The sequence below is a fragment of the Micromonospora sp. NPDC007230 genome (genome assembly GCF_042869115.1).
Lineage (GTDB): Bacteria > Actinomycetota > Actinomycetes > Mycobacteriales > Micromonosporaceae > Micromonospora.
The window spans coordinates 46,533-71,851 of the sequence record NZ_JBIAFE010000003.1; the positions used below are offsets into that span (position 1 = coordinate 46,533).

At 73.9% G+C, this 25,319-nt stretch carries 24 protein-coding genes and 1 riboswitch; of the genes, 6 read left to right on the top strand and 18 right to left on the bottom strand.

From position 1 onward, the window contains the following. Nucleotides 1-54 precede the first annotated feature (54 nt). The 5 genes from ACFYML_RS05435 (at nucleotide 55) to ACFYML_RS05455 (ending at nucleotide 4,593) form a co-directional block, all read left to right on the top strand. Nucleotides 55-930 (top strand): transporter substrate-binding domain-containing protein, encoded by an 876-nt coding sequence (locus ACFYML_RS05435; protein WP_387419438.1) that lies wholly within the window; start codon nucleotides 55-57, stop codon nucleotides 928-930. Next, nucleotides 927-1,772: an amino acid ABC transporter permease gene (locus tag ACFYML_RS05440; RefSeq protein WP_073835288.1), complete on the top strand. Its 846-nt coding sequence runs from the start codon at nucleotides 927-929 to the stop codon at nucleotides 1,770-1,772. The genes ACFYML_RS05435 and ACFYML_RS05440 overlap by 4 nt, the downstream gene beginning before the upstream one ends. Nucleotide 1,773: 1 nt before the next feature. Beyond that, nucleotides 1,774-2,517: an amino acid ABC transporter ATP-binding protein gene (locus ACFYML_RS05445; protein ID WP_387419440.1), complete on the top strand. Its 744-nt coding sequence runs from the start codon at nucleotides 1,774-1,776 to the stop codon at nucleotides 2,515-2,517. A 100-nt stretch (nucleotides 2,518-2,617) separates the two neighbouring features. Continuing rightward, on the top strand, nucleotides 2,618-3,277 hold the full coding sequence (locus ACFYML_RS05450) for a winged helix-turn-helix domain-containing protein (protein WP_387419441.1): 660 nt from the start codon (nucleotides 2,618-2,620) through the stop codon (nucleotides 3,275-3,277). Beyond that, nucleotides 3,274-4,593, top strand: a complete 1,320-nt coding sequence (locus tag ACFYML_RS05455) for an MFS transporter (RefSeq protein WP_387419442.1) — start codon at nucleotides 3,274-3,276, stop codon at nucleotides 4,591-4,593. The genes ACFYML_RS05450 and ACFYML_RS05455 overlap by 4 nt, the downstream gene beginning before the upstream one ends. 91 nt (nucleotides 4,594-4,684) lie before the next feature. Here the strand turns inward: ACFYML_RS05455 and ribH are convergent, their stop codons facing one another. The 7 genes from ribH to rpe form a co-directional block, all read right to left on the bottom strand. Continuing rightward, on the bottom strand, nucleotides 4,685-5,185 hold the full coding sequence (ribH, locus tag ACFYML_RS05460; RefSeq protein ID WP_387419443.1) for a 6,7-dimethyl-8-ribityllumazine synthase: 501 nt from the start codon (nucleotides 5,183-5,185) through the stop codon (nucleotides 4,685-4,687). 2 nt (nucleotides 5,186-5,187) lie between these two features. Further along, nucleotides 5,188-6,453 (bottom strand): bifunctional 3,4-dihydroxy-2-butanone-4-phosphate synthase/GTP cyclohydrolase II, encoded by a 1,266-nt coding sequence (locus ACFYML_RS05465; protein WP_387419444.1) that lies wholly within the window; start codon nucleotides 6,451-6,453, stop codon nucleotides 5,188-5,190. A 76-nt stretch (nucleotides 6,454-6,529) separates the two neighbouring features. Beyond that, a complete protein-coding gene (gene pnuC / locus ACFYML_RS05470; protein ID WP_387419445.1) occupies nucleotides 6,530-7,225 on the bottom strand; it encodes a nicotinamide riboside transporter PnuC in 696 nt (231 codons plus the stop codon). Next, a complete protein-coding gene (locus ACFYML_RS05475; RefSeq protein ID WP_387419446.1) occupies nucleotides 7,225-7,842 on the bottom strand; it encodes a riboflavin synthase in 618 nt (205 codons plus the stop codon). Before ACFYML_RS05475 ends, pnuC begins: the two co-directional genes overlap by 1 nt. Then, nucleotides 7,843-8,904 (bottom strand): bifunctional diaminohydroxyphosphoribosylaminopyrimidine deaminase/5-amino-6-(5-phosphoribosylamino)uracil reductase RibD, encoded by a 1,062-nt coding sequence (gene ribD / locus ACFYML_RS05480; RefSeq protein ID WP_387419447.1) that lies wholly within the window; start codon nucleotides 8,902-8,904, stop codon nucleotides 7,843-7,845. Nucleotides 8,905-9,070: 166 nt separating this feature from the next. Beyond that, nucleotides 9,071-9,242, bottom strand: a riboswitch (FMN riboswitch). Between the two features lie 81 nt (nucleotides 9,243-9,323). Continuing rightward, nucleotides 9,324-10,280, bottom strand: a complete 957-nt coding sequence (locus ACFYML_RS05485; RefSeq protein ID WP_387419448.1) for a response regulator — start codon at nucleotides 10,278-10,280, stop codon at nucleotides 9,324-9,326. 1 nt (nucleotide 10,281) lies between these two features. Further along, a complete protein-coding gene (gene rpe, locus ACFYML_RS05490) occupies nucleotides 10,282-10,962 on the bottom strand; it encodes a ribulose-phosphate 3-epimerase (RefSeq protein ID WP_387419449.1) in 681 nt (226 codons plus the stop codon). Between the two features lie 335 nt (nucleotides 10,963-11,297). On the opposite strand from rpe, the gene ACFYML_RS05495 reads away from it, so the two are divergent. Then, on the top strand, nucleotides 11,298-12,188 hold the full coding sequence (locus tag ACFYML_RS05495; protein ID WP_387419450.1) for a septum formation family protein: 891 nt from the start codon (nucleotides 11,298-11,300) through the stop codon (nucleotides 12,186-12,188). A 47-nt stretch (nucleotides 12,189-12,235) separates the two neighbouring features. Here ACFYML_RS05495 and ACFYML_RS05500 read toward each other — a convergent pair whose 3' ends face one another. The 11 genes from ACFYML_RS05500 to mihF form a co-directional block, all read right to left on the bottom strand. Beyond that, nucleotides 12,236-13,987 (bottom strand): M28 family peptidase, encoded by a 1,752-nt coding sequence (locus ACFYML_RS05500; RefSeq protein WP_387419451.1) that lies wholly within the window; start codon nucleotides 13,985-13,987, stop codon nucleotides 12,236-12,238. A 540-nt stretch (nucleotides 13,988-14,527) separates the two neighbouring features. Beyond that, on the bottom strand, nucleotides 14,528-16,207 hold the full coding sequence (locus tag ACFYML_RS05505; RefSeq protein WP_387419452.1) for an RsmB/NOP family class I SAM-dependent RNA methyltransferase: 1,680 nt from the start codon (nucleotides 16,205-16,207) through the stop codon (nucleotides 14,528-14,530). Further along, nucleotides 16,204-17,130 (bottom strand): methionyl-tRNA formyltransferase, encoded by a 927-nt coding sequence (gene fmt, locus ACFYML_RS05510; protein WP_387419453.1) that lies wholly within the window; start codon nucleotides 17,128-17,130, stop codon nucleotides 16,204-16,206. The genes ACFYML_RS05505 and fmt overlap by 4 nt, the downstream gene beginning before the upstream one ends. A 4-nt stretch (nucleotides 17,131-17,134) precedes the next feature. Further along, nucleotides 17,135-17,695, bottom strand: a complete 561-nt coding sequence (gene def, locus ACFYML_RS05515; RefSeq protein ID WP_073835274.1) for a peptide deformylase — start codon at nucleotides 17,693-17,695, stop codon at nucleotides 17,135-17,137. A 202-nt stretch (nucleotides 17,696-17,897) separates the two neighbouring features. Then, nucleotides 17,898-18,881: an AAA family ATPase gene (locus ACFYML_RS05520; protein ID WP_357442671.1), complete on the bottom strand. Its 984-nt coding sequence runs from the start codon at nucleotides 18,879-18,881 to the stop codon at nucleotides 17,898-17,900. Nucleotides 18,882-19,235: 354 nt separating this feature from the next. Beyond that, entirely contained in the window at nucleotides 19,236-21,599 is a 2,364-nt protein-coding gene (locus ACFYML_RS05525; protein ID WP_387419722.1) for a primosomal protein N', read from the bottom strand. Beyond that, entirely contained in the window at nucleotides 21,596-22,801 is a 1,206-nt protein-coding gene (gene metK, locus ACFYML_RS05530) for a methionine adenosyltransferase (RefSeq protein ID WP_387419454.1), read from the bottom strand. The genes ACFYML_RS05525 and metK overlap by 4 nt, the downstream gene beginning before the upstream one ends. Nucleotides 22,802-22,886: 85 nt before the next feature. Continuing rightward, on the bottom strand, nucleotides 22,887-24,095 hold the full coding sequence (gene coaBC, locus ACFYML_RS05535; RefSeq protein WP_387419455.1) for a bifunctional phosphopantothenoylcysteine decarboxylase/phosphopantothenate--cysteine ligase CoaBC: 1,209 nt from the start codon (nucleotides 24,093-24,095) through the stop codon (nucleotides 22,887-22,889). Nucleotides 24,096-24,110: 15 nt separating this feature from the next. After that, nucleotides 24,111-24,377: a DNA-directed RNA polymerase subunit omega gene (gene rpoZ / locus ACFYML_RS05540; protein WP_013285517.1), complete on the bottom strand. Its 267-nt coding sequence runs from the start codon at nucleotides 24,375-24,377 to the stop codon at nucleotides 24,111-24,113. A 46-nt stretch (nucleotides 24,378-24,423) separates the two neighbouring features. After that, complete coding sequence (locus ACFYML_RS05545; protein ID WP_387419456.1) at nucleotides 24,424-24,957, bottom strand: guanylate kinase; 534 nt, start codon at nucleotides 24,955-24,957, stop codon at nucleotides 24,424-24,426. 26 nt (nucleotides 24,958-24,983) lie between these two features. After that, complete coding sequence (gene mihF, locus ACFYML_RS05550) at nucleotides 24,984-25,301, bottom strand: integration host factor, actinobacterial type (protein ID WP_357442661.1); 318 nt, start codon at nucleotides 25,299-25,301, stop codon at nucleotides 24,984-24,986. Nucleotides 25,302-25,319: the final 18 nt, after the last annotated feature.

Consider the following 25,319-nt stretch of genomic DNA (forward strand, 5'->3'; position numbering starts at 1 on the left):
ACCACGGTGGGACACGCTTCGGCCCCGAACGCGCCTGGCTCTACGCTGTCCGCCATGGCCAGCAGCTCACGGATCGTCCCGCTCACCCTCGCCGCCGCCACCGCCGTCGCGGTGGCCGGCTGCGCCCCGCAGGACGACGGGAAGACCACCACCGCCAGCCCCACCGGCACGGCCGCGGCGTCCTGCGCCAAGGACAGCCTGCCGACGCGGACCCCGGGCAAACTCACCATCGCCACCGACGAGCCGGCGTACGAGCCGTGGTTCCGCGAGAACAAGCCGGAGAACGGCGAGGGCTTCGAGGCCGCCGTCGCGTACGCGGTGGCGGAGCAGCTCGGGTACGCCCGGGAGGACGTCACCTGGACGCGGGTCAAGTTCGACGCCGCCATCGCTCCCGGCCCGAAGAGCTTCGACTTCGACGTCAACCAGTTCTCCATCACCGAGGAGCGCAAGCGGGCGGTCGACTTCTCCGCGCCCTACTATCGGGTGCGGCAGACCGTGATCGCGCTCAAGTCCTCGAAGATCGCCGGAGCGAAGACCCTGGCCGATCTCAAGGACGCCACCCTCGGCGCCCAGGTCGGCACCACCAGCTACCAGGCGATCACCGACGTGATCAAGCCGACCCCGAAGCCGCAGGTATACAACAGCAACGACGACGCCAAGAAGGCGCTGCAGAACGGCCAGCTAGACGGGCTCGTGGTGGACCTGCCGACCGCCTTCTACATCACCGGGGCGGAACTCACCGACGCCACCATCGTCGGCCAGCTGCCGCAGGTCGGCGCACCCGAGACGTTCGGGCTGCTGCTGGACAAGAACTCCCAGCTCACCCCGTGTCTCGACGCGGCCGTCGGCAAGCTCGACGAGGCGGGCACGCTCAAGCAGCTGGAGCAGAAGTGGCTCGCCCAGGTGGCCGGAGCGACCGAGCTGACGTGAGCCTGCTTGAACACACCCCCTCCGCCGCCCAGCTGAGGCGGACCGCGTACCGGCGGCGGCAGACCGTACGCAGCGTGCTGGTCGCCGCCTCCTCGACGGCGGCACTCGGCACACTGCTGGTCCTCGCGGTCACCGGCGCGCCCGGGTGGGACCGGGTCCGCGAGTCGTTCCTGGACCCCTCGATCGCCCGGGACGCCCTGCCGGCGGTGCTCGCCGGGTTGTGGCTCAACGTCCGGCTGCTGGTCTGCTGCGCCGCCGGCGCGCTGCTGCTCGGGCTGCTGATCGCGCTCCTGCGGACGCTGCGCGGCCCGGTCTTCTTCCCGGTGCGGGCGCTCGCGGCCGGCTACACCTACACCTTCCGCGGCCTGCCGCTGATCATCGTGTTGTACGTGCTCACTCTCGGCGTGCCCGGGCTGCGCCTGCAGGGCATGCCGCCGGTTCTGGTGCTCGGCGGCCTCGCGCTGGTGCTCACCTACGGCGGCTACCTGGCGGAGGTGTTCCGGGCCGGCATCGAGTCGATCCACCCCAGCCAGCTCGCCGCCGCCCGGTCACTCGGGCTGACCTACCGGCAGACCATGCGGCACGTGGTGCTGCCACAGGCCGTCCGCCGGGTCGCCCCGCCACTGCTCAACGACGTGGTGGCGTTGCAGAAGGATGTGGGCCTGGTCTCCCTGGCCGGGCCGATCGACGCGGTCCGCGCCGCCCAGATCGCCACCGCGGAGACCTTCAACTACACCCCCTACATCCTGGCCGGGGTGTTGTTCGTGCTGCTCGCCATCCCGCTGATCGCGGTCACCGACTGGGTGACGCTGCGCTCGGCCCGACGCCAGTCCGGAGGCTGAGATGCCGGTGCTGACCTGCCGTGGGCTGCGCAAGGAGTTCGGCGGCCACGTGGTGCTCGACGGGCTCGACCTGACCGTCGACGAGCATCAGGTGGTGGCGCTGATCGGGGCGTCGGGGTCGGGCAAGTCGACCCTGCTGCGCTGCGTCAACCTGCTGGAGGAGCTGAACGACGGGAGCATCGAGCTGGACGGGGAGGACATCTCCGACCCCCGTGTCGACCCGGACCTGGTCCGCCGCCGGATCGGGATGGTCTTCCAGTCGTACAACCTCTTCCCGCACCTCACCGTGCTGGAGAACATCACCCTGGCGCCCCGGCGGGTGCACCGGCGGGCGCGGGCCGAGGCCGACGCCCAGGCCCGGGAGCTGCTCGACCGGGTGGGGTTGGGCGCGAAGGCGGACGCCTACCCGGACCGGCTCTCCGGCGGGCAGCAGCAGCGGGTGGCGATCGTCCGGGCCCTGGCCAACTCGCCCAGGCTGATGCTGCTGGACGAGGTCACCTCCGCGCTGGACCCGGAACTGGTGGGCGAGGTGCTGACGATGATCCGCGACCTCAAGGCCGATGGGATGACCATGGTGCTGGCCACCCACGAGATGGGGTTCGCCCGCGAGGTCGCCGACCAGGTCTGCTTCCTCGACGGGGGCCGGGTGGTGGAGGCCGGGCCGCCGGGGCAGGTGCTCGGCGAGCCGACACAGCCGCGTACCCGGCAGTTCCTCAGCCGAATCATCGAGGCCGGCCGGCTCTGACGGCCGGGGGGCGGCCGGGGCCGGCCTGTCGGAAGCCAATCACGAACACCATGGAAACAGAGCTTTCGAAGGCTACCTTTCGAAAGGTACGCTTCGACGCATGGCCGAGCAGCAGCCCCGCGAGATCACCGACGTCGACACCCTCCGCGCCCTGACGCACCCGTTGCGACTGCGCATCCTCGACGCCGTCGGCCTGTACGGCCCGCTGACCGCGACCGAGGTGGCCGAACGGGTCGGCGAGAGCCCCGCGAACTGCTCCTGGCACCTGCGTCAGCTCGCCCGGTACGGCTTCGTCGCCGAGGCCGGCGGCGGCACCGGGCGGCAGCGACCGTGGCGGCTGGTCACCGACGGACACCGGTGGGGCGAGGGCGAGGAGAGCCCGGAGCTGGCCCGGGCCGGTGACGCGGCCGCCCAGGTCCTGCTCGACCTGGAATACCGCAAGCTCCGGGACTGGATGGCCGTCCGCCGGCAGCAGTCCCCCGCCTGGCGGGACGCCGGCTTCTTCAACCAGTTCATCGGCTGGTACACCGCCGACGAACTCGGCGAGCTGAAGGAGGAACTCCGGTCGCTGTTCGGGCGCCATCTGGACCGGCTCACCGACCCGGCGGCCCGCCCGCCGGGTTCCCGGCCGGTGCGGCTGATGGCCTGGGGCGTACCCGAGGTCGACGGGCCGGTCGTCGGCGGCGCCGACGCCGGGAGGGACACGGAACACGGACCGGTCGTCGGCGACGCCGACGCGGAGCGGAACGGGGAACGATGAGACACCTGCTGCGCCGGCCGGACTTCCGGCTGTTCTTCATCGCGTTGACCGTCAGCATGATCGCCGAGTCGGTCCTCCTCCTGGCCCTGGCCGTGTGGGTGAAGGAGCTGACCGGCTCCGACGGGCTGGCCGGCGCCACCTTCGTCGCGCTGACCGCGCCGATGGTGCTGGCCCCGCTCGTCGGCTGGGTGGTCGACCGGGCGCCCCGCCGAACGCTCTTCGTGGCGCTCAACGTGGCCACCGCCGTGCTGCTGCTGCCGCTGCTGGCGGTCCGCGACGACGGCCGGCTCTGGGTCGTGTACGCGGTCGCCGCCGGCTACGGGCTTTCCTACATCGCGCTCGGCGCGACTATCACCGCGCTCGTGCAGGAGCTGGTCCCGGCCGAGCTGCTGCCCGACGCCAACGGCGCGTCCCAGACCGTCAAGCAGGGGCTGCGGCTCGCCGGTCCGCTGCTCGGTGCCGGCCTCTACGTGCTGCTCGGCGGACCGGCGCTGGCCGCCACCTGCGCGCTCGGCTTCCTGCTGGCCGGCGCGGTCGGGCTGGGGCTGGGCCGCGCTCCGGCTCCGGCTCCGGTTGCGGGTGACGGGTTCGGGTCGGCGGCCGGCGGCGACCCCGGCGCCACGCCGACCGGGGCGGTGCCCCCGGGCGGAGCCGACGTCCTGGCCGCCGGCGGGCGCGCTGCCCTGGTCGCCGGCGTCCGGCACCTGATGGCCGAGCCCGCGCTGCGCCGGGCACTGGTGGCGGCGGTGGTCGCCACCATCGGGCTCGGGTTCGGGGAGACGCTGTGGTTCGCGTACGTCGACCAGGGGCTCGGCCGGGAGCCGGCCTTCCTGGGGGTGCTGGTCTCACTCCAGGGGATCGGCGGGCTGGTCGGTGGCCTCGCGTCGGCGGCGCTGGTGCGCCGGCTCGGGGAACTGGGCACCATGGCGCTCGGCGTGGCCGCTCTGGCCGCCGGCAGCCTGGCCCTGGTCCGGCCGGCCCTGGGGCTCGCCGTCACCGCCAGCGTGCTGATCGGGCTCGGGCTGCCGGCCGCGATGGTGGGCATCATGACGCTGATCCAGCGGCGTACCCCCGCAGACCTGGTCGGCCGGGTCTCGGCCGCGCTGGACGCGCTGGCCAGCGGCCCGCAGGCGGTGGCGATCGGGGCGGGCGCGCTCCTGGTCGGCCTGGTCGACTACCGGCTGCTGTACGGGGTGATCGGCGCGCTGCTGGTGGCCGCGGCCGGCTACCTGCTCACCGGCCGCCGCCTCACCCCGCCCGCCGCCACGCCGCAAGGGGTGACGCCCACGCCGCTCGCCGTCGGCGACGCGGCCTAGCTCCACTGCGGGTCGGCGAGGTGGCGGTGTCCGGACGTCCTGGACACCGCCATCTCGGCGATTCCGCGCTGGCCAACTCGGGGCGGCGGCGTCAGCCGCCGAAGCCGACCCGGTGGCCGTTGGTGGCGTCGAGGCCGCGGATGGCCAGGGCGGCGTCCAGCGCCGCGACCGTGGCCGCCCAGCCCTTGTCCTCCGCCGAGCCGGGCAGCCCGGCCCGATCCCGGGCCTGCTCGATGGTCTCCACGGTGAGCACCCCGTGCGCCACCGGCTTGCCCTCGTCGAGCGCGACCCGGGTCAGCCCCTCCGTCACCGACTTGCAGACGTAGTCGAAGTGCGCCGTGGCGCCCCGGACCACCACGCCGAGGGCGACCACCACGTCGTACCGGCGGGCCATCGCCTGGGCCACCACGGGCAGCTCCACCGATCCGGCCACCCGGGCCACCACGGCCCGCGCGCCGCACGCCTCGGCGGCGGCGACCGCCCGGTCGACCATGTGGTCGGTGAGGTCGCCGTGCCAGCGCGCGGCCACGACGCCGACGGTCAGCCCGGCCGCGTCCACCGAGGTGACGCCCGGTTCCCCGAAACCCGCCATGCCTACGCTCCGATCTCGTCACCGGCGACCGGGCGGCCCATCGGCGCCTCGGTCACCTCGTCCAGCCCCTCCAGGAGGTGGCCCATCCGGTCCCGCTTGGTCCGCAGGTAACGCACGTTCTCCGGGTTGGACCGCACGGGCAGCCCCTCGCGGCCGCTCACCGTGAGGCCGTACCCCTCCAGGCCGGCCCGCTTGGCCGGGTTGTTGGTCAGCAGCCGCATCGAGCGGACGCCGAGGTCGTAGAGGATCTGCGCGCCGGTGCCGTAGTCCCTGGCGTCGGCGGGCAACCCCAGCTCGAGGTTCGCTTCCACGGTGTCCCGGCCCTGGTCCTGAAGCTGGTACGCGCGCAGCTTGTGCAGCAGACCGATGCCGCGCCCCTCGTGCCCGCGCACGTAGAGCACCACCCCGCGGCCCTCCTGGGCCACCCGGGCCAGGGCGGCCTGCAACTGCGGGCCGCAGTCGCAGCGCAGCGAGCCGAAGACGTCCCCGGTGAGGCACTCGGAGTGCACCCGGACCAGCACGTCCCGCCCGTCGCCGAGGTCGCCCATGACCAGCGCGACATGCTCGGCCGGGTCGTGCTCGCTGCGGTAGCCGTACGCCCGGAACACCCCGTACGGGGTGGGCATCCGCGCCGCGGCGACCTGCTCCACCTGCTTCTCGGTACGCCGCCGGTGGGCGATCAGGTCGGCGATGGTGACCAGGGTCAGCCCGTGCTCGGCGCAGAACTTCTCCAGGTCCGGCAGGCGCATCATGGTGCCGTCGTCGTTGACCAGCTCGCACAGCACCCCGGCCGGACGCAGCCCGGCCAGCCGGGTCAGGTCGACCGCCGCCTCGGTGTGCCCGGCCCGGCGCAGCACCCCGCCCTCTCGGGCCCGCAGCGGCACCACGTGCCCGGGACGGGCCAGGTCGGTCGGGTCGGTCGCCGCGTCGGCGAGCAGCCGGATGGTGTGCGACCGGTCGGCCGCGGAGATCCCCGTGCTGACCCCTTCCCGGGCGTCCACGGTCACCGTGTACGCGGTGCCCCGCCGGTCCTGGTTGGTGTGGTGCATGGGCGGCAGGTCCAGCCGGTCGCACTCGCTCTCGGTCAGCGGTACGCAGATGTAGCCGGACGTGTAGCGGACCATGAACGCGACCAGCTCCGGCGTGGCCAGCTCGGCCGCGAAGATCAGGTCGCCCTCGTTCTCCCGGTCCTCGTCGTCGACCACGACGACCGGCCGGCCGGCGGCGATGTCCGCCACCGCCTGCTCAATGCTGCCAAAGCTGCTCATGCCGGCACTCCACTTCGTTCCATGCCGTCATGAGGCACCGGCGCGCTGCACCTGATGATTCGCTCGCTGCGCTCGCTCATGCGACGGCCTCCGAATACCTCGGCGGGATCGGGGTGCGGGCGGACGGGGCGGCCCGGGAGGCACGCCACCAGGCGGCCAGGCCGGCCACGCAGAACCCGCCGTAGACCAGATACATGGCGGCCGACGGGTAGAAGCCGCCGCGCAGCAGCAGCGGTACGCCGACCGCGTCGACGGCGATCCAGACCAGCCAGAACTCCACCCAGCCGCGGGCCATGCCGTACGTGGCGAGCAGGCTGCCGACCAGGATCCAGGCGTCCGGCAGCGGCCCCCACGAGCCGAGCGCGGCCAGCACCGGGTAAGCGGCGGCCGTGCCGACCAGCGCGGCGGCGAGCAGACCGAGCCGCTCCCGGCCGGTGGCCCAACGCGGGACGACCGCCGGCTGCTCTCCGCCGCCGGCCCGGCGGTTGCGCGACCAGCGCCACCAGCCGTACAGGCTCACCGCGAAGAAGAAGACCTGCCGGCCGGCCTGGCCGTAGAGGTCGTGCGCCTGCGGCGTGGCGAAGACCCCGCCGAGGAAGACGGTGAACAGCAGGGCGTTGCCGATCATGCCGATCGGCCAGGCCCAGACCAGCCGGCGCAGCCCGAGCAGCGCCGAGGCGAGGCCGAAGACGTTGCCGACGATCTCCCGGACCAGCACCGGCGAACCGGCGACCTGGAGCTGCGCGTCGAGCAGCCAGCCGAGCGGGCCCATCAGCGGTCACCGCCCGGGCCGGGCGCGCCGCCGGCGAGCAGCCGCTCGACGTACTTGGCCAGCACGTCCACCTCGAGGTTCACCGGGTCGCCGGGCCCCTTGGCGCCGAGCGTGGTGAGTTTGAGGGTGGTGGGGATCAGCCCGACCGCGAACCAGTCGTCACCGACGTCGGCGACGGTCAGCGAGACGCCGTCGACGGTGATCGAGCCCTTCTCCACCACGTACCGGGAGAGCGCGGCGGGGAGCCGGAAACGGACCGTCTCCCACTGGGCGGCCGGCTCCCGGGAGACGATCTCGCCCACCCCGTCGACGTGCCCCTGCACCAGGTGCCCGCCGAGCCGGCTGCCGAGCGCGGCGGCCCGCTCCAGGTTGACCGGGTCGCCCGGGCGCAACGCGCCGAGCGCGGTGCGCCGCAGGGTCTCCCCCATCACGTCGGCGGTGAAGACGCCGCCGTCGACGTCGACCACGGTCAGACAGACCCCGTTGACGGCGATGGAGTCGCCGTGCCGGGCGTCCGAGGTGACCAGCGGGCCACGGATGGCGACCAGCGCGGAGTCGCCGCCGGTCTCGGTGGTCCGGACCACCTCTCCCAGCTCCTCGACGATGCCGGTGAACATTCAGCCCTCCCTCTTCCGGGGCAGCGCGGTGATCCGCAGGTCGGGGCCGACCTGCGTAACGTCGGTGATCTCCAGATCGATGGCGTCGGCGATGGTCGTCACGCCCGCGTCGAGCAGCGCGGTCGGGCCGGCGCCGAGCAGCTTCGGCGCGACGTACCCGACGACCTTGTCGACCAGGCCGGCGGCGAGGAACGCGCCGGCCAGCCGTGGACCGCCCTCCAGCAGGGCGGCCCGCACGCCGCGGTGGTGCAGCTCGGCGAGCAGCGCCGGCAGGTCGACCCGGCCGTCCGGGCCGGCCCCGACCTCCGCGGCGGTGGCGATCCAGGTCCGGGCGGCGCCGTCGCGGACCCGGGCGTCGGCCGGGGTACGCCCGGAGCTGTCCACCACCACGCGCAGCGGCTGCCGGATGGCGAGGGTGCCGTCGCGCAGGTTGCGGGCGGTGAGCCGGGGGTCGTCGGTGAGCACGGTGCCCACTCCGGCGATCACCGCGTCGACGGTGCCGCGCAGCGCGTGCACGTCGATCCGGGCCGCCTCGGAGGTGATCCACATGCTGGTGCCGTCGGCCGCCGCCGAGCGCCCGTCCAACGTGGCGGCGTACTTCCAGATCAGGTACGGCCAGCCGCGGCGCATCGAGGTGAGCCAGGCGACGTTGCCGGCCTCGGCCTCCTCGGCGCGTACCCCCAGCTCGACCTGGATCCCGGCGGCGCGCAGGGTGGCCGCGCCGCCGGAGGCGACCGGGTTGGGGTCCGGGACGGCGACCACCACCCGGGCGACCCCGGCGGCGATGAGCGCGTGGCTGCAGGGGCCGGTACGGCCGGTGTGGTCGCAGGGTTCCAGGGTGACCACGGCGGTGCCGCCGCGGGCCCGCGAGCCGGCCTGGGCGAGGGCGACGATCTCGGCGTGCGGGCCGCCCGCGTACGCGTGGAATCCCTCGCCGACGATCTCACCGGCCGCGTCGAGGAGCACGCAGCCGACCACCGGGTTGGGGCTGGTGGTGCCGAGACCGCGGGCGGCCAGCACGATCGCACGACGCATCGCCTCGTCGACGGAGACGCTCGCCATCGCCTGCCCCTGCCCTCTCGCTCGCCGGTCGCGCGCGGGCGGGGCTGGGAGTCGGCACGGATGCCGCGGACACGCGGCGGCGGAGACCCGGGGACGGCAGCGCCGACCCCGGGAAGCCCACGCGGCGGCTGAGGGTGTCAGCGGCCGGCAGGGGCCTCCCCGTCCCGCGCGCTGTCTCCCATCCGGACTGTCTGGGGGCGGACGAGCCGCGCCCCAACCGTCGGCCCCGGATTCTCACCAGGTCCACCGGGCGGCACAGCCGTCCGGGTCGCGGGCTTACCACGGTCGGACCGTGGATCACCGCCGGTTCGGAATTTCACCGAGCCCCGCCAGCGCGTGGTGGGTACATCGGAAGTCTTACACGCCGGGTGGGGGGCCGCGCCACATAGGCGAGGTACCTCACAGGGAAGACCGCACGATCACGTAACGCCGCGCCTGCGGTCGACCGCGACGTACGACCCGGGTTGGCTCTTGGCGACCGTCTTCATCTCGGAGGCGACGGCGATCGCCTCCAGGGGGTTGGTGAAGCGCTTCCCGGGATCGGAGACGGAGACCCCGATGGAGAGGGTGACCAGGGCGGCCCGGCGGATGTTGCCCCGCCGGTCCTTCAGCTCGACGAAGCCGCGCTCCCGGTCGATCGGGTCGTAGAGGGCGTCGGCGGCCTTCTCGAAGTCCTCCACCGCCCGGAAGGTCAGCGGGCGGACCTGCTCGGGGGTGCAGACGATGACGAAGTCGTCACCGCCGACGTGGCCGAGGAAGGCCGGCGGCAGGCCGATCGACACCACCGCCCGGTGCAGGCTGCGGGCCAGCGCCGAGATGAACTCGTCGCCGCGGACGAAGCCGTACCGGTCGTTGACGCTCTTGAACCGGTCGATGTCGATGTACCCGACGGCGTAGTCGGCGCCGTTGCGCACCCGGTCGCTGATCTCCCGCCGGATCCGGCTGTTGCCGGGCAGCCCGGTCAGCGGGGAGACCTCGCGGAACTCCTTGTTGCGGCGCAGCGTGGAGCTCACCCGGGCGACCAGTTCGGCGGTGTCGAAGGGTTTGACCAGGTAGTCGTCGGCGCCCGCGCTGAGGCCGTTGACCTTGTCGGAGGTCATCCCCTTGGCGGTCAGCATGATCACCGGGAGGGCCGAGGTCATCGGGTCGGCGCGTAGCCGCCGGGTCAGCTCCAGGCCGTCGATCCGGGGCATCATGAGATCCACCACGGCCAGGTCGGGCCGCTGCCGCTCGATGACGTCCAGGGCCTCCTGGCCGTCACTGGCGTGCAGCACCTCGAAACCGTGCAGGCGCAGGTTGAACTCGACGAAACGGGCGATGTCCTCGTCGTCGTCAACGACCAGGATGACGTCGGGTCGCTCGCCGGCCGGGTCCACGTCAGGCCCCGTGGGCCGCGCGTTCCGCCAGGGCGCGCAGGCGGCGTACCGCCTCCGCGGGATCGTCGGCGCCGTAGACCGCGGTGCCCGCGACGAAGGCGTCGGCACCCGCCGCGGCGGCCTGCTCGATGGTGTCGGCGGCGATCCCGCCGTCGACCTCGATCCGCAACTCCAGGTGGCCGCTGTCGATGTGCTCCCGGGCGGTGCGCACCTTGTCGAGCAGTTGCGGGATGAACCGCTGGCCGCCGAAGCCGGCCTTGATCGTCATGATCAGCAACGTGTCGAAGCTGGGCAGCAGCTCCAGGTACGGCTCGATCGGGGTGTCCCGGTCGATGGCCAGCCCCGCCTTCGCGCCGGCCGAGCGGAGGTCCTTGGCCAGCGCCACCGGGTCGTCGCACGCCTCCGCGTGGAAGGTGACGTTGTACGCGCCGGCGTCGGCGTACCCGGGGGCCCAGCGGCGCGGGTCCTCGATCATCAGGTGCACGTCGAAGGGCAGCTCGGTCACCGCGCGCAGGCTCTGCACCACCGGCAGTCCGATGGTCAGGTTCGGCACGAAGTGGTTGTCCATCACGTCCACGTGCAACCAGTCGGCGGCGTGCTCGACGGCGCGGACCTCGTCGGCGAGGCGGGCGAAATCGGCGGCCAGGATGCTGGGCGCGACGATCGGCGGCGGTACGGTCACCGGGCCAGTGTACGAACGCGGTCACCCGCCGTCCGCAGCGCGGCACCGACGGAGACTCCCTGTGATCCAGACGTGACCCCCGGTGCGGCACCAATCCGTCGAATGCCGGAACTTGGCACGAAAAGCCATCCGCCACTGGCCGGACGACCGGAAGACGGCAACACTCCAACAGGGACGGTCACGACAGCCGGCCCGGAGGGACACCCCGTAATCTGAGCGCCGGTGCCGTATGCTGCAGCGCCGTGGCAGTCGACCGTTCCGGGGTCGCGGCGCGGCGCGCGCCGAGCCGGAAACGGTCGAAAGCAGGCGGTCGGCGACGGGGAGGTCGGTGCGCGATGCGGCGATGGGGGACGGCGCTCGCCGTCGGCATGACGGTGGCGCTGGCGCTCGCCGGATGCGGCGCGCCGGCGGGGGTGGACCGGGACCTGACCGACGACTGGCCCGCAGTTCCGGCGGCCAAGGCCTTCCTGCCGGAGGCCGGGATCTGTCATCCCACGATCCAGGACATCGGCTACCTCAGCGGCTACAACCCGGTCGACTGCACCGCGTCGCACCGCAGCGAGACGCTGCACGTGGGCACGCTGACCGGCCCGGACGCCGACCGGGGGACGCCCCCGCGCGCCGGGTCCACCGGGATGCGGACCGCGCACGAGGAGTGTGACGGGCGGGTCAGCAAGGCGGTCGGGGCCGACTGGCGGTCGGGACGGCTGCAACTCTCCGTCGTCTTCCCGTCGCCGCCGGCCTGGGCCGGCGGGGCCCGCTGGTTCCGCTGCGACCTCTCCGAGGTGGCCAGCCTGGACGACCGCAGCGTGACCGCCCGGACCGCCAGCCTGCGCGGCGCCCTGGCGCCGGGATCCCCGCTGACCCTGGGCTGCTACAACCCGAAGCTCAAGAAGGACGACATCGAGCAGATGCAGCCGGTCGCCTGCACGGCCAAGCACCACGCCGAGTTCGTCGGGGTCTACCAGTTCCCCGACATCACGTACGCCGAGTTCAAGCGCACCTCGCTGCGGGCGCACAAGGCGTGCCAGGGGCTGATCGCGAAGTACGTCAAGGTGCCGAACAACAGCGACATGCAGTACCGGTCCGGCACGATCATCTACCACCCCTTCGAGGAGGAGTGGACGAACGGCGACCGGGGCGTGCAGTGCTTCCTCTGGGTGTCGGACCGCACGCTGACGAAATCGCTGAAGGGTGCCGGCAGCAAGGCCCTGCCGGTCCGCTGAGCCGCGCGGGGCGGGGCCGACCCCGTCGGCCCCGCCCCGTCGACCGGTCAGCCGACCTGCAGCGTCACGTCGTCCAGGACGAAGCTGGTCTGCAGGGAGGCGTCCTCCACACCGGTCCACTTCAGCGTCACCGTCTGACCGGCGTATCCGGCCAGGTTGACGGTGCGCTGCTGGTAGCCGGCGGCGGCGTTCAGGTTCGAGTATGTCGCCAGCGTGGTCGTGCCGACCTGCACGGTCAGCTTGTCGTACGCCGTGGTCGTGGTGGTCTCGGCGGTGTCGATGTGCAGCCAGAAGGCCAGCGTGTAGCTGGCGCAGCCGGTCGGGAGGGTCACCGACTGCGAGAGCGTGTCGGTGTGGCTGGTGCCGTACCCGTCCAGCCACGCCTTGTACGACCCGGTGCGGGCCGGCTGGTTCAACGAGCTGGTGATCACGCCCGAGCTGGCGGTCCACGGGGTGGTGCCGGACTCGAAGCTGCTGTTGCCGATGAGCTGCCCGCCGGCGCAGCCGCCGGTGCCGGTCACGGTGAGGGTGTAGCTGGTGCTGTGGGTGACCGATCCGGTGCCGGTCACCGTGATGGTCCAGGTGCCGGTGGCGGCGGTCGACGAGGCGGAGACGGTCATCGTGGCCGAGCCGCCCGAGGTGACCGAGGACGGGCTGAACGAGACGGTGACCCCGCTCGGGGCGCCGGTGGCGGAGAGGCTGACCGGCTGGGCGCTGCCGCTGGTGGTGGCGGTGCTGACGGTCGCGGTGGTGGTGCCGCCCCGGGCCACGCTGCCCGAGGTCGGGCTCACCGCGACGGAGAAGTCGTTGGTCGGGGTGCCGCCGACCGCGAGCTGCCAGATCGCGTACGCGACCCCGTCCGCGGCGCGGTTGAGGATGGTCGCGTTGATGTTGCTCGTGGTGTCGCAGGAGCGGTGATAGCAGCCGTCGTACGCCGCCCCCGCGGTGCCGCCCCACTTGCTGGCCTGCGCCGCGGTCTTGGTGTAGCTGGCACCCGCCGCGTAGCCGGAAGTGGGAATGCCGGCGTTGGCGAACGAGTAGTCGTCGGACCGGCCCTGCCCCTCGGTGTTCTCCTCCGGCTGGAGGTTGAGCGAGTCCCAGTACGCCTTCAGCGGGGCGGCCGTGGTGGAGGTGACCCGGTTGATGAAGTAGCCGCCGTTGGGCGAGGCGACCATGTCGAAGTTGTAGTAGCCCTTGATGTAGCCCCGCTGGGTGGTGGTCAGCTGGTTGACGTAGTGCTTCGAGCCCTGCAGGCCCTGCTCCTCGCCGTTCCACCAGGCGAACCGGACCCGCTTGGTCACGGTCGGGTTCTGCGCGGCGAGCACCAGCGCGTTCTCCAGCAGGGTCGCCGAGCCGGAGCCGTTGTCGTTGATCCCCGGGCCGGCGGAGACGCTGTCCAGGTGAGCGCCGAACATGACCACCTGGTCGGCGGGGCCCTGCGGCCACTCGGCGATCAGGTTGCTGCCGGGGTAGGTGCAGGTGGTGCAGGTCTGCTCGGTGACGGTGTAGCCGGCGGCCTGGAGCTTGCCCTTCACGTAGGCGACCGAGGCGGTGTAGCCGGCCGAGCCGGCCCGCCGGTTGCCCCCGTTGCTGGTGGCGATGGTGTTGAACTGGGTGAGGTGGGCCTGCACGTTGGTCACCGAGATGTCCGGGGCCGCGAGGGCGCGGGCCGGCACGGCGGCCACCGGCGCAGCGGCCACCGGCGCGGGGACGGCGGAGGCGGGGGCACCGGTCAGGGCCGCCGTCACGGCGGCGAAGAGGGCGAGCGTGAGGCCCGCGGTCGGGGTGCGGCGTCTCATGTGGACTCCTCGTGGGGGTCGGCGGGGCGGAGTGGAGCGGGAGTGGCACGACCGGTGGGCTCCGATGGGAGCCTCGACGTCGACTGACCGGCGACCGGAACAGTGACATACATCGATCTGGCAGTCAACGGGGTGTCACATCCCGCGTGCTTCGCCAGGGCGCGCCCCGCGCCCCGCGCCATAACCGAAGTCCGCCTGTGGAGCTGACATCACGAACGACTCACCGGCCGGGCCCTTCCCAGGCACCGGGCGAACCGGTTGAGCCGTTGGCGACATCAGCTCCAAAAGCCCGTCAAGGGTCTGCCGCCGGCGGCACGGCCAGCTGACGCCACAGTGCCGACGAACTTGATGACGCAGACGACTCAGGTCAGCCGCCAGCCCGCACCACGCCGCCCACCACGACCTGATTCGTTCACGTCGTCAAGTCCCGGGCGCAGAAGAGACACGCGACCCCCGGGCCGCGGAGGCTACCCGGGGGAAGGCGTGGGGCCCAGGAAAGGTCGGTCAGGGCCTGCTCCAGGCGGCACCGGACGTGGCTGTTCAACCCCTCCGCAGCACCGCCAGGAACATCGCGTCGGTGCCGTGCCGCTGCGGCCACAGCTGCACGGTCGGCCCGTCCCCGAGCCCCGGCATACCCGCTGGCAGCAGCGGCCGGGCGTCGACGAAGTCGACCGGGAACCCCGCCCGGCGGGACGCCTCGGTCACCGTCACGTGCGTCTCCACGATGTGCGGCGAGCAGGTCACGTACGCGACCAGCCCGCCCGGACGGACCGCGCGCAGCGCCGCGGTGAGCAGTTCCCGCTGCAGGCGGGTCAGCGGCGGCAGGTCGGACGGCTGCCGGCGCCAGCGGGACTCGGGCCGCCGGCGCAGCGAGCCGAGCCCGGTGCACGGGGCGTCGACCAGCACCCGGTCGAAGTGGTCCTCGGGCAGCTTCGGATCCGAGCCGACCGTCCGCCCGTCGGTGTTCAGCACGTTCACCGGCAGACCCCGGGTGGCCTGCACGACCAGCCGCGCCCGGTGCTCGGCCACTTCGACCGCGGTGAGCCGGGCGCCGCGCTGCGCGGCGAGGGCGCCGAGCAGGCCGGCCTTGCCGCCGGGCCCGGCGCACAGGTCCAGCCAGCGGCCGTCCGGGCCGTCCAGCGGCGCGACCGCCAGGGCGTTCGCCACCAGCTGGGAGCCCTCGTCCTGGACGTGGGCGCGTCCCTCGGCCACCGCCGGCAGCTCTCCCGGCGCACCGCCGGGCAGATAGACGGCGTACGGCGAGAAGGCACCCGGCGCCCCGCCGACCTCGTCGGCCAGCTCGATCGGGTCGACCAGGCCGGGCCGGGCGCACAGGTGCACCGGCGGGCGCTCGTTGTCCTCGATGAGCAGCCGCCTCGTCTCACCCAGGTCACCGCCGAGCGCCTCGGCGAAGGCCCGGACGATCCACTGCGGATGGCTGTACGCCAGTGCCAGGTGCCCGATCGGGTCGGTCTGCTCCGACGGGGCGAGCTTCGCCACCCAGCCGTCGAGGTCGCGGGTGGCCACCTCGCGGAGCACCGCGTTGGCGAAGCCGGTGGCGCCCGGGCCGACCGCCCGGACCAGGTCCACGGTCGAGGAGACCGCCGCGTGCGCCGGGACCCGGGTGTGCAGCAGCTGGTACGCCCCGAGCCGCAGCGCGTCCCGCACCGGCGGGTCGATCCGCTGCACGTCCCGGCCGGCGGCGTCGGTGATGATCGCGTCCAGGGTGCCGGTGTGCCGCAGCGTGCCGTAGGTCAGCTCGGTGGCGAAGGCGGCGTCCCGGCCGGTCAGCCCCTCGTCGCGCAGCATGGCCGGCAGCACCAGGTTGGCGTACGCGTCGTCCCGGTGCACCGCCGCGATCGCCTGGTACGCCACGTGCCGCGGCAGGTCGACGGCCGGCCGGCCGGGCCGGCGGCCGGCGCCGAAGCGCCCCTCGCGCGGCGACCGCTCCCCCGGCCGGGCCGGGCGCTCGGCCCGCTCGCCGCCGACGGGCCGGCGGCCCTCTCGGGAGCGCTCGGGACCGGCGTACCGCCCCGCGCCGCGCCCACCGCCGGAGCGGCCGGCGTCGTCGGGCGCGTACCGCGGACCGCGCTCGCCACCGCCGGAGCGCTCGGCGTCGCGGGGCCGTCCCGCGCGGTCACCGGCGGGCGGCCGGGCCGACCCGCCGCGCGGCCCGCCCGCGGAGAAGCGCTCGTCCCGGGGCTCGGAGGGCCCCGTCACGCGAACTCCTCGCCGGCGACGACCCGGGCGCCGCGCGCCCAGTCGCTCGCCGACATGGCCTTCTTGCCGGCCGCCCGCACCTCATCGAGCCGCACCGGGACGGTGGCCGTGCCGGCCAGCACGCGGGACTTCTCGACCAGCAGTTCGCCGGGCTTCAGCTCCGGGCCGCCGGCCACCGGGGTGACCGGGCCGAGCTTCACCCGCTCGCCGCGGAAGGTCGTCCACGGGCCAGGGGCCGGGGTGCAGGCGCGGATCCGCCGGTCCACGGCGAACGCCGGGTCGGCCCAGCGGACCCGGGCGTCCTCGACGGTCAGCTTCGGCGCGAGGGACACCCCGTCGGCGGGCTGCGGCTCGGCCCGGGCGGTCCCGTGCTCGAGCGCGTCGAGGACGGCCACCAGCAGGCCCGCGCCGGCGTGGGCGAGCCGCTCCAGCAGATCTCCGGAGGTGTCGGTGGGGCGGATCTCGTCGGTGAGCGTGCCGTACACCGGGCCGGTGTCCAGCCCCGCCTCCAACTGGAAGACGCTGGCGCCGGTCACCTCGTCGCCGTGCAGCACCGCGTGCTGCACGGGAGCCGCGCCCCGCCAGGCGGGGAGCAGCGAGAAGTGCAGGTTGATCCAGCCGTGCCGGGGGATCTCCAGCGCCACCGGCGGCACCAGCGCCCCGTACGCGACCACCGGCACGCAGTCCGGGGCCAGCTCGCGGAGCCGGTCCAGGAACTCGGGCTCGCGCGGCTTCGTCGGGGTGAGCACCTCGACGCCGTGCGCGTCGGCCCAGGCGCCGACCGGCGAGCGGACCAGGCCGCGGCCACGGCCGGCGGGCGCGTCGGGACGGGTCACCACGGCCAGCAGCTCGTGGCGGGACGCGGCGACGGCGTCCAGGGCGGGAACGGCGACGGCCGGCGTGCCGGCGAAGATCAGACGCACCCGGTCACCGCCCCAGGCCGAACGGGTTGCCGGCGGCATGCGGGCTGAGCTTGACGGTCGGCGGGGCGCCCGCGTCATACCACTCGGCCTGGCGGATCGCCTTCATGGCCGCCTTCCGGCCGGCCGGGTCGAGGCGGTCGACGAAGAGCACCCCGTCGAGGTGGTCGGTCTCGTGCTGCACGCACCGGGCCATCAGGCCGGTGCCGACGATCTGCAGCGGATCCCCGTAGCCGTTGAAGCCCTTGGCGATGACGTTCTGCCGGCGCTTCGTGTCGAAGTAGAGCCCGGGGATGGACAGGCAGCCCTCCGGGCCGTCCTGCTCCTCCTCGTCGGGGAACTCCAGCACCGGGTTCACCAGGTGCCCGAGGACGTCGTCGACGTCGAAGGTGAACACCCGCAGGCCCACCCCGAGCTGCGGCGCGGCCAGGCCGGCACCGTTCTGCTCGCGCATCGTGTCGGTCAGGTCGGCGATCAGCTTGCGCAGCTCGGCGTCGAAGTCGACGACCCGGTCGGCCGGCGTGCGCAGCACCGGATCCCCGAACAGACGGATGGGCTGAACGGTCACGCGGAGTGGCTCCTTGTCTGAAACGAGTGGTGCCGTACCAGTCTACGGAGTCGCCCCTGCCGCCTCGGCCGGCGTACCGCGATCGGCGCCCGGCGACCCGTCACCCTCGGTGACGCCGTCACCGAGGGTGACGGGCAGCGTGGCGTAGCCGCGCGAAGCCGGACCCGGCGCTCGGGCGGCCCGGCCAGGACGCCGCCCCTGCTCAGGCGCCGGCGCCCGGCTCCCCGGCCAACACCGCGTCCCCGCCGAGCAGGGCGTGCTCGGGCAGCGGCAGCGCGATCCCGTGGGCGGCCGCCCAGTCGTGGATCAGGCTGGGGTTGACCTGGGCGGCGAAGTAGTCGACCGCACTCATCCCGCCGACGACCGGCTCGTCGACCTCGGCGACCAGCTTGGCGGGCACCAGCGGAAAGCCGTTCTGCAGGGCGGCGCTGAGCCGGCGGTGTCCGTCGACCACGAAGAAGTACTCCCCGGTGTAGCCGATGGTGAGCGGCTCCAGGGCCTCGTCGCCGGCCTCGGCCACGTCACCGACGAACTCGGAGTCCCAGAGGCCCCGCAGGGTGGCGATGTCCTCGGTCGGGTAGACCCGGGCCGGGTCCAGCAGCAGCAACGGCTGGCCCTCACGCAGCACGTCCTCGCCGAGCCGTCCCTCGAACACGTCGATGACGTGCTGGATCACCTGCTCTGGGGTGGCCCGGGTGGTGTCGCAGATCAGGTCGTAGTTGCGCAGCCGCGCCTTGTCGACGCCGTACCGGACCAGGAACCGGCCGCGCTCGCTCTCGCTGCGCTCCCGGAGCTTGGCCCGGGCCTCCTCCAGCGAGGTATAGCTCTCGGCCGGGCCGGACGGGCGGGCCAGCACCCGCCGGGCCGCCTCGGTCGGCTCGGTGATCATGTGCACCTTGAGCGCGTCGGTGAAGAAGTGCCAGGCCAGCCGGGAGTCCATCACCAGGCGCTCGCCGGAGGCGGCGATGTCCCGCTGGAGCTGGTCGACGTACCCGTCGACGGCCTGGTCCAGCTCGGCGTGCAGGTTGAGCTGGAGGGCGGTCATCTGCCGCTCCTGGGCCATCTGCCGGTAGAGGTCACCGACGCTGACCCGGCGCAGCCCCAGCCGCTTGGCGATCTCGACGGAGACGGTGCTCTTGCCGCTGCCGAGGTCACCGTTGAAGACGATCGATTGACGGACGGTCACGACTGGTCCACCCCTGCTCACCGGCTGATTGACATCATCGATTTGGCGTCGCCCCCGACAACCCCAGCTCGGCGCGCCTGACGCCGCGCCACGACCTGGCGCCGTCGTCACCGCGCTCTCGCCTGCGTCGCGCCCCCGGGCATGACGGGCGATGCTATCACGCAGTCTCTACCCATTTGCCGGACGAGGTGTGCGGCACGCCTCTGCGGACCTGCCGAAACACCCGAAGATTCCCGGAAATCGTGGCCATCCGACGCCGGACGGCCACGCTTCCCGAGCGTGCCTCGGTCTGCCCTCGTGGCGAGCGGCGCGGCCGGCGGAGCGCGGGGCGGTGGGAGGCGGGGTGCGGGGTGATCAGAAGAGGCTGAGGGGGTCGACCTGGAGGCGGACCGGGTCGGCGGCCTTCCGGGCGCTGCGTTGTCCGGCCGCCTCGTGCAGCGCATCGGCGAGCGCGGCCGCCCGGGCCCGGGGCACCCGGACCAGCATCCGCTCCCGCCCCTCGTCGGCGGGGACCGGACCGAGCACCTCCGCGCCGTCCGGCAGCCGGGCCCCGGCGAGCAGGTCCGCCACCGCGTCCGCCACACCGGTGACGCTGGCCATCCGTACCGCCGGGGGGAAACCCAGCTCACGGCGCTCGGCCAGTTCCCGGACGGCGAACCAGGCCGCGTCCCAGCGCAGCAGGGCCTGCACCGGGGCGAGGGCGCCGTCGGCGACCACCACCACCCGGCCGCCCGTCGCGCCCGGTCGGGCCAGCGCGGCCGCGGCCAGCCAGCGGCGCAGCGCCTCCTCCCCGGCCCGCAGGTCGGCCCGGGTGAGCAGCGCCCACGAGTCGAGCAGCAGCACCGCCCCGTAGCCACCCTCGGCGACCGGCTCCGCGCCCGGCGTGGCGACCACCAGGCCCGCCCCGCCCGGCACCGTGCTCAGCACCTCCTCCCGCCCGGAGGTGCGGACCGGCACCCCCGGGAAGGCGCGCCCCAACTCCTCGGCGGTCCGCCGGGCGCCAGTGACCGCGGCGCGCAGCCGCCGTCCACCGCACTCCGGGCAGGCGTACGCGGCGGCGACCCGGCCGCACCAGCGGCAGGCGGGCACCCCGTCGGCGGCCGGCAACGCGAGCGGCCCGGCGCAGTGCGGGCAGCGGGCCGGCGTCCGGCAGTCGGCACAGGCGACCGAGGGCAGGTAGCCCCGGCGGGGCACCTGGACCAGCACCGGCAGGTCGGCGCGGAGCGCGTCCCGGGCGCTGGTCCAGGCCAGGCTGGGCAGCCGGGCGGAGGCCGCGCCGGGATCCCGGGCCAGCTGCGGGTCGTCCCCGGTCGGCGCGATCGCCGGCACCCGGGCCCGTACGGTCGCCCGGTCGGCGACCACCTCACGGGCCCAGCCGGTCTCCACCAGCAGCTGCGCCTCCGCGGTGCGCGCGTACCCGCCGACCAGCGCCGCCGCCGCGCCGAGCTGGGCCCGGGTGAGCAGCACCTCCCGGGCGTGCGGGTACGGCGCCCGGGGCTCGGCGTGCAGGTCGTCGCCGTCGTCCCAGATCGCCACGAGGCCGAGCCGCCCGGCCGGGGCGAACATCGCCGCCCGGGTGCCGATCACCACGGGCACGTCGCCCCGCAGGGCGGCGAGGAAGGCCCGGTAGCGCCGGGCCGGGCCGAGCGCGGCGGAGAGGCAGACGTGCCGTCCCGGCCCGAGGGTGCCGGTCAGGGCGGCGTCGAGGCGGTCCAGGTCCCGGGCGTCGGCCACCACGACCAGCGCGCCCCGGCCACCGGCCACGGTGGCGGCGACCGCGTCCGCGTACCGGGCCGCCCAGTCCTCCCCGGGCAGTGCGGACCAGACCGCGCGCGCCGCCCGCCCGTCGGTGAGCGCCCGCAGGAAGGCCGGCCCGGCCGGATAGTCCCGCCACCCGCGCGGGTCCACGCTGGTCCGGTCGCCGCCGGCCGGCGCGGACGGTCGGGCGACCGCCTGCGACGACGGCCCGGCGACCATCTCGGCGGCCGGCGGACCGGCCCCGGTCGCCGCCGCGGTGGCGCCTCCCGCGCCCGTACCGTCGGCGTCGCCGGTCGGTGCCGCGGCGGCCGGGTCGTCGGCATCGCCGGGCGGCGTAGCCACGGCGGACAGGTCGCCGGCATCGCCGGTCGTCACAGCCACGGCGGCCGGGTCGTCGGCATCGCCGGTCGTCGCAGCCACGGCGGACAGGTCGCCGGCATCACCGGTCGTCACAGCCACGGCGGACAGGTCGCCGGCATCGCCGGTCGTCGCAGCCACGGCGGCCGGGTCGTCGGCATCGCCGGTCGTCGCAGCCGCGGCGGACAGGTCGTCGGCGTCGCCGGGCGGCGCGGCTGCGGTGACGTCCTTCTCGACCCGGGCGTGCCGGGGCGGCACGGCGAGCCGGAGCACGTCGGCGAGGCTGCCGGCGTACCGGTCGGCGACCGCGCGGGCCAGCCGGGCGACCTCCGGCGCCAGCACCGGCACCGGCGAGACCACCTTCTCCAGGTACGCCAGCCGGGGGTGGTCGGACTCCGCCACCCGGTCCAGCAGCCAGCCGTTGACGAGCTGGCCGGCGAAGCGCACCTTCACCCGCACCCCGGGCCGCGCCTGGGCGTCCAGCTCGGCGGGGACCAGGTAGTCGAACGGCCGGTCGAGGTGGGCCAGGGGCAGGTCCACGCAGACGCGAGCGACCGGCGACCCGTCGGCGGGTCGCCGGTCGCTGCGCCTGGTCGCGGTCAGGCTCCCGCAGCCGACTTGAGGTCGGCGGCCCGGTCGGTGCTCTCCCAGGTCAGGTCTGGCAGCTCGCGGCCGAAGTGGCCGTACGCGGCGGTCTGCTGGTAGATCGGGCGGAGCAGGTTGAGGTCCCGGATGATCGCGGCCGGGCGCAGGTCGAACACCTCGGCGACGGCCTTCTCGATCGAGGCGACCGGCACGGTCTCGGTGCCGAAGGTCTCGATGAAGAGGCTGACCGGGTGGGCCTTGCCGATCGCGTACGCGACCTGCGCCTCGCAGCGCTCGGCGAGGCCGGCGGCGACCACGTTCTTGGCCACCCAGCGCATCGCGTACGCGGCCGAGCGGTCCACCTTGGACGGGTCCTTGCCGGAAAAGGCGCCGCCACCGTGCCGGGCGTAGCCGCCGTACGTGTCGACGATGATCTTGCGGCCGGTGAGGCCGGCGTCACCCATCGGGCCGCCGATCTCGAAGCGCCCGGTCGGGTTGACCAGCAGCCGGTAGCCGTCGATGTCGAGACCCAGGCCCTCCAGCTCGGGAGTGATCACGTGGTCCCGGATGTCCGGGGTGAGCAGCGAGTCGAGCGAGATGTCGGCCGCGTGCTGGCTGGAGACCACGACGGTGTCGAGCCGGACCGGGCGCAGCCCGTCGTACTCGATGGTCACCTGGGTCTTGCCGTCCGGCCGCAGGTACGGGATCGTGCCGTCCTTGCGCGCCGCGGCGAGGCGGCGGGCCAGCCGGTGGGCGAGCGCGATCGGCAGCGGCATCAGCTCGGGCGTCTCCGAGCAGGCGAAGCCGAACATCATGCCCTGGTCGCCGGCGCCCTGCGCGTCGAGCGCGCTCTCCGACGAGCCGGTACGCAGCTCGAACGCGTTGTCCACGCCCTGGGCGATGTCCGGCGACTGGGCGCCGATGGAGACGCTGACACCGCAGGAGGCGCCGTCGAAGCCCTTCTTCGACGAGTCGTACCCGATCTCCAGGATGGTGTCCCGGACGATGGTCGGGATGTCCGCGTACGCCTTGGTGGTCACCTCACCGGCGACGTGGACCTGACCCGTGGTGATCAGGGTCTCGACCGCGACCCGGCTGTGCGGGTCCTGGGCGAGCAGCGCGTCGAGGATGCCGTCACTGATCTGGTCGGCGATCTTGTCCGGGTGGCCTTCCGTGACCGATTCGGACGTGAAGAGACGTGTCACGGCACTCCTAAGCATGTGAAAAGTCTTTGAAAAGGTCGCTCGGCGGCAGTTTAGTCACCTGTCTCCCAGGGTGACCCCTGGAATGCGCGGTGACCAACCGTCAGGATTGCTCAAACAGCCGGGCGACCACGAGGTCCCAGACCGCGTCGGCCAGGTCCTCCTTGGGCTGCTCGGGCAGTCGGTGCACCGCACCGTCCGCCCCGATCACCGTGGCGGCGTTGGTCTCGGCGCCGAAGACCTTGTCCACGCCCACCTCGTTGATGACGATCAGGTCGGCCCGCTTGCGGGCGAGCTTGGCCCGGCCGTTCGCCTCGGCGTCGCCGGTCTCGGCGGCGAAGACGACCAGCACCTGCTCCGGCCGGCGGCGCCGGCCCAGCTCCGCCGCGATGTCGGGGTTGGTGACCAGCTCGATGGTGGGGGCGCTGCCGTCGTCCGCCTTCTTGATCTTTCCGGGCGCGTAGGTCGCCGGCCGGAAGTCGGCGGGCGCGGCGGCCATCACCACGGCGTCCGCGTCCGCGGCCGCCTCGAGGGTCGCCTTGCGCAGCTCCTCGGTGGTGCCGACCCGGACCAGGTCCACGCCGGCCGGCTCGGCGAGCGTGACGTTGGCGGAGACCAGGGTGACCCGGGCGCCCCGGGCGACGGCGGCGCGGGCGAACGCGTAGCCCTGCTTGCCGGAGGAGCGGTTGCCGAGGAAGCGGACCGGGTCGAGCGGCTCGCGGGTGCCGCCGGCGGTGACCACCACATGCCGGCCGGCCAGGTCGGCCGGGGCGGAGACGCCCCGGGCGAGGGCCCGCCGGGCGACCGCGAAAATCTCCGCCGGGTCGGGCAGCCGACCCTTGCCGGTGTCCTTGCCGGTCAGCCGGCCGACCGCCGGCTCGATCACCCGCACGCCCCGCGACCGCAGGGTCGCCACGTTGGCGACGGTGGCCGGGTGCTCCCACATCTCGGTGTGCATGGCCGGGGCGAGCACCACCGGGCAGCGGGCGGTCAGCAGGGTGTTGGTGAGCAGGTCGTCGGCGAGCCCGTGGGCGGCCTTGGCGAGCAGGTCGGCGGTGGCGGGAGCCACCACGACCAGATCGGCGTGCTGACCGAGGCGCACGTGCGGCACCTCGTGCACGTCCGACCAGACGTCGTCGGCGACCGGCTGGCCGGAGAGCGCGGCCCAGGTCGGCGCCCCGACGAACCGGAGCGCCGACGCGGTCGGCACGACGCGGACCCGGTGACCCGACTCGGTGAAGAGCCGGAGCAGCTCACACGCCTTGTAGGCGGCAATGCCGCCGCCGACCCCGAGGACGATCTCGGCGGACATCGACGCGGGCGGGTGCTACGGCTGGTCGGTCGGCTCGGCGGTGAGCAGACCCGCGTTGATCTCGCGCATGGCGATGGAGAGCGGCTTCTCCTGGGGGGTGGTCTCCACGAGCGGGCCGACGTACTCCAGCAGGCCCTCACCGAGCTGGCTGTAGTAGGCGTTGACCTGGCGCGCGCGCTTGGCGGCGAAGATCACCAGCGCGTACTTCGAGGTCGTCTTCTCGAGGAGCTCGTCGATCGGCGGGTTGGTGATGCCCTCGGGGTTGGTGGCGATGGATCCCACGAATAAACCTCTGCGTCTTGATGCACCGCCCGGAGGCGGTGGCCTCTCAACCGCTCGGGCGCGGTTGGGCCGGAGCCAGGAAGGAAGAACCGAGCAAGCCTACCAGCTCGTCCGCCGCACGCTCGGTCCGGTCGTGCGCCACGGCGTGTGTGAGGGCGGCGGCCACGGCCGGGTCCGGCCGGTGTCCGGGCGGGGCGAGGAGCACCAGCTGCGGGTCCGGCACGGCGGCCCGGACGGCGAGCGCACCGGGCAGGTCCAGCGGGAGCAGCACCGGCCGGCCCTCGGCGAGCCGGGACCGGACACCCTCCCGCGGCACGCCCCGCCGGTACGGCCCGATCCGGCTCCACTCCAGCAGCTCGTCCGCGGCGATCATCCGGTCGAACCGGGCGGGGTCGAGGAAGAGCCGGTCGACGCCGTCCACCTCACCGGGGCACGGGGGTCGGGTGGTGGCGACCACCGGCACCCACACCAACGGAAAGCGCGCCCGGACCTGCTCGACGACACTGCACCGCCCGGCCCCCGAAGGTCCGGTCAGGACAGTGAGCCGAGCCGCCGGGCGCGCCTCGTCATCCGTGCTCACCGCTTGTTTCTACACGCCTACGGCGTTCAGTTGGCGGCGAACTCTCCAAGCAGAGCCTTGCGCTGCTGCTCGCCGAGGCCGCGCAGGCGACGGCTGTCGGCGATCTTGAGCTTCTCCATGATCTGGGTGGCCCGGATCTTGCCGATGCCCGGCATCGCCTGGAGGACGGCCGACACCTTCAGCTTGCCGACGACGTCGTCAGCCTCGGCCTGCTCGAGGACGGTGGCAAGGCTGGTCTTGCCCTGCTTGAGGTCCTCCTTCAGCTTCGCACGGGCCTTGCGGATCTCCGCGGCCTTCTCCAGCGCGGCAGCGCGCTGCTCGGGGGTCAGTGACGGGAGCGGCACCAGTTCTCCTCAGGTCCC

What these genes read in the sequence shown, in the direction of transcription:
- ACFYML_RS05435 (WP_387419438.1), top strand. Translation starts at nt 55, where the DNA reads ATGGCCAGCAGCTCACGGATCGTCCCGCTCACCCTCGCCGCCGCCACC.
- ACFYML_RS05445 (WP_387419440.1), top strand. Translation starts at nt 1,774, where the DNA reads ATGCCGGTGCTGACCTGCCGTGGGCTGCGCAAGGAGTTCGGCGGCCAC.
- ACFYML_RS05450 (WP_387419441.1), top strand. Translation starts at nt 2,618, where the DNA reads ATGGCCGAGCAGCAGCCCCGCGAGATCACCGACGTCGACACCCTCCGC.
- ACFYML_RS05455 (WP_387419442.1), top strand. Translation starts at nt 3,274, where the DNA reads ATGAGACACCTGCTGCGCCGGCCGGACTTCCGGCTGTTCTTCATCGCG.
- ribH (WP_387419443.1), bottom strand. Translation starts at nt 5,185, where the DNA reads ATGGCGGGTTTCGGGGAACCGGGCGTCACCTCGGTGGACGCGGCCGGG.
- ACFYML_RS05465 (WP_387419444.1), bottom strand. Translation starts at nt 6,453, where the DNA reads ATGAGCAGCTTTGGCAGCATTGAGCAGGCGGTGGCGGACATCGCCGCC.
- pnuC (WP_387419445.1), bottom strand. Translation starts at nt 7,225, where the DNA reads ATGGGCCCGCTCGGCTGGCTGCTCGACGCGCAGCTCCAGGTCGCCGGT.
- ACFYML_RS05475 (WP_387419446.1), bottom strand. Translation starts at nt 7,842, where the DNA reads ATGTTCACCGGCATCGTCGAGGAGCTGGGAGAGGTGGTCCGGACCACC.
- ribD (WP_387419447.1), bottom strand. Translation starts at nt 8,904, where the DNA reads ATGGCGAGCGTCTCCGTCGACGAGGCGATGCGTCGTGCGATCGTGCTG.
- ACFYML_RS05495 (WP_387419450.1), top strand. Translation starts at nt 11,298, where the DNA reads ATGCGGCGATGGGGGACGGCGCTCGCCGTCGGCATGACGGTGGCGCTG.
- ACFYML_RS05500 (WP_387419451.1), bottom strand. Translation starts at nt 13,987, where the DNA reads ATGAGACGCCGCACCCCGACCGCGGGCCTCACGCTCGCCCTCTTCGCC.
- metK (WP_387419454.1), bottom strand. Translation starts at nt 22,801, where the DNA reads ATGCTTAGGAGTGCCGTGACACGTCTCTTCACGTCCGAATCGGTCACG.
- coaBC (WP_387419455.1), bottom strand. Translation starts at nt 24,095, where the DNA reads ATGTCCGCCGAGATCGTCCTCGGGGTCGGCGGCGGCATTGCCGCCTAC.